Source organism: Streptosporangium sp. NPDC048047 (genome assembly GCF_040653115.1).
Lineage (GTDB): Bacteria > Actinomycetota > Actinomycetes > Streptosporangiales > Streptosporangiaceae > Streptosporangium.
In genome coordinates, this window is sequence record NZ_JBEZNH010000051.1 from 51898 (window position 1) to 58738 (window position 6841).

Annotated in this window: 8 protein-coding genes; 3 read left to right on the top strand and 5 right to left on the bottom strand. The window is 73.5% G+C overall.

Features of this window, described 5'->3' with window-relative positions:
• Window positions 1–17 precede the first annotated feature (17 nt).
• Window positions 18–1232: an exodeoxyribonuclease VII large subunit gene (gene xseA, locus AB0D67_RS31005; protein ID WP_362943923.1), complete on the top strand. Its 1215-nt coding sequence runs from the start codon at window positions 18–20 to the stop codon at window positions 1230–1232.
• Window positions 1233–1365: 133 nt separating this feature from the next.
• Complete coding sequence (locus AB0D67_RS31010; RefSeq protein WP_179825432.1) at window positions 1366–1596, top strand: exodeoxyribonuclease VII small subunit; 231 nt, start codon at window positions 1366–1368, stop codon at window positions 1594–1596.
• Between the two features lie 131 nt (window positions 1597–1727).
• Here the strand turns inward: AB0D67_RS31010 and AB0D67_RS31015 are convergent, their stop codons facing one another.
• From AB0D67_RS31015 to AB0D67_RS31025, 3 genes are all read right to left on the bottom strand, one after another.
• Window positions 1728–3050: an MFS transporter gene (locus tag AB0D67_RS31015; protein WP_362943926.1), complete on the bottom strand. Its 1323-nt coding sequence runs from the start codon at window positions 3048–3050 to the stop codon at window positions 1728–1730.
• 170 nt (window positions 3051–3220) lie between these two features.
• Window positions 3221–3754 (bottom strand): DUF4245 domain-containing protein, encoded by a 534-nt coding sequence (locus AB0D67_RS31020; protein ID WP_362943928.1) that lies wholly within the window; start codon window positions 3752–3754, stop codon window positions 3221–3223.
• Between the two features lie 172 nt (window positions 3755–3926).
• Window positions 3927–4544: a TetR/AcrR family transcriptional regulator gene (locus AB0D67_RS31025; RefSeq protein WP_362943930.1), complete on the bottom strand. Its 618-nt coding sequence runs from the start codon at window positions 4542–4544 to the stop codon at window positions 3927–3929.
• Between the two features lie 131 nt (window positions 4545–4675).
• Here AB0D67_RS31025 and glpX point away from each other — a divergent pair, with 131 nt between their 5' ends.
• A complete protein-coding gene (gene glpX / locus AB0D67_RS31030; protein WP_362943932.1) occupies window positions 4676–5710 on the top strand; it encodes a class II fructose-bisphosphatase in 1035 nt (344 codons plus the stop codon).
• 75 nt (window positions 5711–5785) lie between these two features.
• Here the strand turns inward: glpX and AB0D67_RS31035 are convergent, their stop codons facing one another.
• Both AB0D67_RS31035 and AB0D67_RS31040 read right to left on the bottom strand, forming a co-directional pair.
• Window positions 5786–6388: a DUF1707 domain-containing protein gene (locus AB0D67_RS31035; RefSeq protein ID WP_362943934.1), complete on the bottom strand. Its 603-nt coding sequence runs from the start codon at window positions 6386–6388 to the stop codon at window positions 5786–5788.
• Window positions 6389–6484: 96 nt separating this feature from the next.
• The coding region (locus AB0D67_RS31040; protein ID WP_362943936.1) for a thiamine pyrophosphate-dependent enzyme at window positions 6485–6841 on the bottom strand (357 nt) is incomplete at its 5' end.

Sequence of the window (6841 nt, forward strand, 5' to 3'; positions counted from 1 at the left end):
ACGCGTAGGCTCCGGCCATGAGCTCGAAGACGACACCGGAGCAGCCGCTGCCGGTCCGCACGGTCCTGCAGATGGTCGGCGGCTGGATCGGCAAGCTCGGCACCGTCTGGGTCGAGGGCCAGATCACCGAGCTGACCGCGCGCGGCGGCACCGTGTTCCTGACGCTGCGCGACCCCGTGGCCAACATGTCGGCGCGGGTCACCTGTCCGCGCGGCGTCTACGAGGCGACGGTCCCCCGGCCGGTGGACGGCGCCCGGGTCGTCATGAACCTGAAGCCCGACTTCTGGGTCAACCGGGGATCCTTCGCGTTCACCGCGCTGGAGATGCGCCCGGTGGGCGTGGGCGAGCTGCTGGCACGGCTGGAGCGGCTGCGCCAGGTGCTCGCCGCCGAGGGCCTGTTCGGGGTGGACCGCAAGCGGAGGCTGCCGTTCCTGCCCGGCACGATCGGGCTGATCTGCGGCCGCGACTCGGCCGCCGAACGTGACGTGCTGGAGAACTCCCGGCGCCGCTGGCCGGCCGTGCGGTTCAAGGTCGAGCCGGTGGCGGTTCAGGGGCCGTACGCGGTGACCGAGGTCACCGAGGCGCTGCGCAAGTTCGACGCGGACGGCGAGATCGACGTCATCGTGATCGCCCGGGGCGGCGGGTCCATGGAGGACCTGCTGCCCTTCTCCGACGAGTCGCTGGTCCGGGCGGTGTCGGCGTGCCTGACCCCGGTGGTCAGCGCGATCGGCCACGAGCAGGACAACCCGCTGCTCGACCTGGTGGCCGACGTGCGGGCCTCCACGCCCACGGACGCGGCCAAGAAGATCGTCCCGGATGTGGGAGAGCAGCTCACCCTCATCCGCCAGCTCCGCGACCGGGGGCGCCGGGTGACCGCCGGCTGGCTGGACCGCGAGACGGCCTGGCTGTCCGCGGTCCGCTCCCGCCCCTCGCTCGCCGACCCGGTCCGCGAGGTGGAGCGCCGGGCCGAGCAGGCCGAGCAGCTCAGGGAACGCGCCAGGCGCAGCCTGACCGCCTCCCTGGACCGGGCGGGAGACTCGCTGACGCACCTGCGGGCCCGCCTGGTCGCGCTGTCGCCCGCCGCGACCCTGGAACGCGGTTACGCGATCGTGCAGCGCCCCTCGGGCGACGTCGTACGGCTGGCCCGCGACACCGCCCCCGGCGAGGAGCTGACGGTCCGGTTCTCCGACGACCGGGTGGCGGTCCGGAGGGACGCGGAGCCGACCGGCTGACCACCGGACGGAACGGTTCCGGGGACGGCCCCGGGGCGGGCCGGTGGCGCCGGAGCGGTCGTTCCGCAGCGGACGTGTCCGTGACGGCCGCGGGAGGACCGGGGAGCCGGGCCGTACGGCCTATGGTGGGTACGTGGCCGATGAGAAGACACCGTCGTACGAGCAGGCGCGCGAGGAGCTGACCGAGGTGGTCCGCCGCCTCGAGGCGGGCGGGCTGACGCTGGAGCAGTCGATCGAGCTGTGGGAGCGCGGCGAGAGGCTCGCGACCGTGTGCGAGGAGTGGCTGCAGGGCGCGCGGGTGAAGCTCGCCGCCGCCATGGCGCAGCGCCGCCAGCCCGACCTGTCGGGCGACTCGCCCTTCTGATCTCCGGCCACCCGGCCTCCGGGATCTCCTGATCTCCGGCCGCCCGGCCGCCGGGACCTCCGCCCCCGGCCTGACCGGTTCTCGGTGGCTCCGGCCGTACGGCTTCGGGTGGCTCCTCCTCCAGGGAGGTCCTACAGGGAGGGCTGCGTCTGAGCGGCGGCCTGCGCGGTGCGTGGGCCGTGGTGGGCGCCTTTGGCCATGATCGACAACCCGGCGGCGACGAGGCATATCGTCGCTCCGCCCCACCAGGCGTAGGTGTAGGCGCCGAAGACGTCCCGGATGACGCCGGCGCCGAACGCGGCGGCGGCGGCGCCGATCTGGTGGGAGGTGAACACCCAGCCGAAGACGATGGTGCCGCGCTCGCCGAAGATCTCGCGGCACAGCGCCGCGGTGGGGGGAACGGTGGCCACCCAGTCGAGACCGTAGACGACGACGAACAGGATCATGCTCGGGTGCACCTGGTCCGACAGCAGCCAGGGCAGCAGGAGCAGGCCCACGCCGCGGAAGGCGTAGTAGGCGGCCAGGAGCCTGCGCGGGTCGAACTTGTCGGTCAGCCAGCCCGAGGCGATCGTGCCGGCGATGTCGAAGATCCCCACGGTGGCCAGCAGGCCCGCCGCGGTGGTGGTGGGCATCCCGTGGTCGTGGGCCGAGGGGATGAAGTGGATGCCGACGAGCCCGTTGGTGGTCGCCCCGCAGATCGCGAACGCGATCGCCAACGCCCAGAACGCCCGGCGCCGGACGGCGAAGGCCAGTCCTTCGAGGGCGCGCCGGACCGCGCCGCCGACGGCCCGCGGCTGGGTGCGGTAGCCCTCCGGGGCGGCGCCGTAGGGCAGGACGCCGCGGTCCTCGGGATAATCGCGGATGACCAGCCACACCAGCGGCACGGCCACCAGCGCCGCCGCGGCGATGACCAGGGAGGCCGGTCGCCAGCCGACGTTCTCGGCCAGGGCGGCCACGGGGGGCAGGATGATCAGCTGCCCGGTCGCCGACCCGGCGGTCAGCACGCCCATGACGAGACCGCGGCGTTCGACGAACCACCGGTTGGCGATGGTCGCGGCGAACACCAGCGCCATCGCCCCGGTGCCCGTGCCGATCAGCAGACCCCAGAAGACCAGCAGCTGCCATGAGACCGTCATGACGACGCTGCCACCGGCGCCGAGGGCCACCAGGAACAGGGCGCCCGAGACGACCTGGCGCATGCCGAAGCGATCCATCAGCGCGGCGGCGAAGGGCGCGACCAGCCCGTAGAGCACCAGGTTGATGCTCACGGCCAGCGATATCACGCTCATCGACCAGCCGAACTCACGGTGCAGCGGCACCATCAACGCGCCGGGAGCGGCGCGGAAACCCGCAGCGCCCAGCAGGGCCAGGAACGCCACCGCCGCGACCCACCACGCCGGGTGGACGCGGGGCGGGCGGGGTGCGCGTACGGGCTCGGGCGATCGTGGCGTCATGACGGCTGACCTTCGTTGGGAGGACCGGCGGAAGACGACCGGACATCAGTATGGCCCCCGGCCACAAAGAACGCTTCCGGGTACGACTGCGAACGTCGATGCAGGAAATAGTCGATGTAGGAAATACAGGCGACCGGTCCGGCGGCGCCTTCCTGGCGGCCAGGAACGCGTCAGGAGGCCGGCTTCGGCTGCTGCCTGAGGGAGGCGGCCAGGGCGGTCAGCTCGTCCCACTGGGCGGTGCCGGTGACGACGACGGTGGCGTCGGGCAGGAGCCGGACGAGGGAGCGCTGGTTCTTGTCCTCGCGGAAGCGCTGCTCCCAGGTCACGCCGCCGATCTGGACGTTCCCGGTGACCTCGGTGGTGCCGGCCATCCGGGAGGCGAAGCCGGCGGCGGGCTTCTCGTCGCTCTGGGCGAGCATCGCGTGGGAGCGGCGGGCGGTGGCGAACCCGAGCCGCCACGTCGTCACGCCCTTCTCCTGGGTCGCCCGCGAGCTGTTCGGGATCCAGCGGGCCGGCACCCGGGACGGCGCCCACACCTCGTACGGCGCGGAGCGGCGCAGGTTGGCCACGTCCATCGAGTAGTCGACCCTGGGGATGTGCTCGGTCCTGCTCTGCGGCGTGACCAGCAGGAAGAGGCCGACGGCCGCGAGGCAGACGAGCATCGCGAACGCGTAGCCGTAGAGACCCTGAGTGAACCGTCGCACGATTGTCGAGACTAGCCGCCCGGCGGGGCGGTCCGTTCTCCGGGGCGGGTACGGCGAGGCGTCCCGGAGCCTCCGGGAAGGCGCGTCCGCGTCCCCGAGCCGAGGACGCCCCGGTCCTCCCGGGTGGCCGGCACCGCCGGGGCCACCGGAGGGGACGGCCCTCCGAGGAGGGTCAGGGGCGGCGGATCTGCCCGATGATGGCCAGCACGTTCTCGGCCAGCTCGCGGGAGGCGGCCTCGTCCTCCGAGAGGGCGACCTCCGACACTGCGGCGGCCAGCGCCCCGGTGAGGACCACCACCAGCGCGCCCTCGTCCCCGTCGAAGAGGGTGGCGTTGCGCTTGGCCCACTGGCGCAGCCGGTCGCGCATGACGACCTCGAAGCCGGGCGGCCCGTCGCCGCGCAGGAACAGCGCGGACAGCTCGCGTTCGGCCAGGCACCCCTCCAGGTAGGCGCGGGCCCCGGCGATGAACAGCCGCATCGGGTCGCTCTCGCCGCCGGCGCGGGCCTCCTGGACGGCCTGCCTGGTCCGCTGGGTCTGGCGGGTCTGGAACTCCTCGAACAGGGTCAGGTAGAGGTCGGCCTTGCCGGAGAAATGGTGGTAGAGGCTGCCGACGCTGGCCCCGGCCCGTCCGACCACGTCGGTGACCCCGGCCTCGGCGAAGCCGCTCTCGACGAAGGTCTCCCGCGCGGCCGCCAGGAGCGCGACGCGCGTGGCGGCGCCCCGCTCGGAGCCCCGCGGGGACGCGCCGGCCACCGGCCGTGCCGCGGGCCGTACCGTTTCGCCGCTCATCGATCACCTCTGTGGGAACCCCCGCTCTCGGGCGGGAGGTGGAGTCGGGACGGCACATTATCCTCCCCAGCCGGGCAGAAAAGGGGGACAACTACGATCGTTGTCGTAATCGACGAGAGGGGCCCTTCTCCATGTCCGACCAGATGTCCGTCCCCGCCGCACTCGCCACGGGTGAGCACGCGCCCGACCGCAACCTCGCCCTGGAGCTGGTCCGGGTCACCGAGGCCGCCGCGATGGCCGCCGCCCGCTGGGTCGGGCGCGGCGACAAGAACGGTGCCGACGGCGCCGCGGTGAACGCGATGCGCCAGTTGATCAACACCGTGTCGATGAGGGGCGTGGTGGTGATCGGCGAGGGCGAGAAGGACAACGCGCCGATGCTCTACAACGGCGAGGAGGTGGGGGACGGCAGCGGCGCCGAGTGCGACGTGGCCGTGGACCCGATCGACGGCACCCGCCTGACCGCCCTCGGCATGCCGAACGGGATCTCGGTGATCGCGGTCAGCGAGCGCGGCTCGATGTACGACCCCTCGGCCGTCTTCTACATGGACAAGCTCGTCACCGGCCCGGACGCGGCCGACGCGGTGGACATCGACGCGCCCGTGGCCGACAACATCGCCGCCGTGGCACGTGCCAAGGGCGGTGAGCCGTCGGACGTGACCGTGGTCATCCTCGACCGGCCCCGCCACGAGAAGATCATCAGTGAGGTCCGGGAGGCCGGCGCGCGGATCAAGCTGATCACCGACGGCGACGTGGCCGGCGCGATCATGGCCGTCCGCCGGGGCACCGGCGTGGACCTGATGCTCGGCATCGGCGGCACCCCCGAGGGCATCATCGCGGCCTGCGCGATCAAGTGCCTGGGTGGCGTCATCCAGGGCAGGCTGTGGCCGCAGGACGACGCCGAGCGGCGCCGGGCGCTGGACGCCGGCCTCGACCTGGACGCCAAGCTGACCACCGATGACCTGGTCAGGTCCGACGACGTGTTCTTCGCGGCCACCGGGATCACCGACGGCGAGCTCATGCAGGGCGTCCGCTACCACGGCAGGCACGCCGTGACCAACTCCCTGGTCATGCGGGGCCGGTCCGGCACGATCCGCAGGATCGAGAGCGAGCACCAGCTCTGGAAGCTGCGCGCCTACAGCGCGATCAACTTCGACAGCGCGAGCTGAGCCCGCCGCCGTCCGGGCCCGGTGTGAGCCGGACCTCGCACGGACCGGGCCGGAGCGGACCCGGCGACGGGATCGTCAGCGGCGGAACCAGGAGCGTCGTGGGCGCTTGGGCGGCTTGGCCACGACGCTCCCCATGCCGACCAGCCCGGTGATCTCGATGACCGGGCCGCCGGGCGCGGGCGGCACCTGGTTGTGCATGCCGCCCATGACGGTCGAGGCGGCCATCTCGATCCGGACGCCCTCCGGGACGATCAGCGTGAGGGTTCCGCACAGCACCGTGGCCTGGACGGTGACGCGGCTCGACTGCAGCATGGCCTCGCGCAGGTCGAGCACGACGTTGGCGCAGATCGCGGTCGCGGGGAAGCGGGTGGGCACCACCCAGCGGCCCGAGCGCTCCTGTGAGCCGAAGAACGCCGTCACCGCGCGGATGTCGGTCCGCAGCGGCTGGGCCTCGGGGGGAAGCAGGTCGGCCGTGAGCGCGGTGAGCTCCCCGAGGGTGCGGGCCCGGTAGAGCGCCTCGACGCGCTCCTCGTGCTCGGCGGGGTCGAGCCGCCCGTCGGCGAGCGCGTCGCCGAGCACGGCGGCCACCCGCTCCCGGTCGCCGATGCCCGCCCGCAGGTCGCCGGGGCGGGGCTCTCCCCCGCGGCCGGGGACGACCGGAGGCTGAGAACTTTCCACGCCTTCGACCCTAGCCGCCGCGACGGCCGGAGCGGGCGCGCGTCCGCCCCGGTCCTCAGAGACCCGGTTCAGGGGCCCGGTTCAGGGGCCCGGTCCTCAGAGGTAGGGGCGCTGGTCGCGTCTGGCGTCCTCGTAGCGCTCCCGCGCCGCCCGGGTCACCGGGTCCCGCGACACCTCGGCGACCGGGACGTCCCACCAGGCGGTGGTCTCCGGGGCCGGGCCGGGGACCGTCTCGACGTGCACGACGGTGGTCCGGCCGGCCTCCCGCGCCGTGACCAGCGCCTCGCGCAGCGACTCCGGGCCGGTGGCGCGGAGCACGTCGGCGCCGAGGCTGGCGGCGTTGGCGGCCAGGTCCACCGGCAGGAAGGGGCCGTCCAGCTCCCCGCCGGGGCCGCGCATCCGGTGGGCGGTGCCCAGCCGGTGCGCGCCGACCGCCTCCGACAGGTTCCCGAT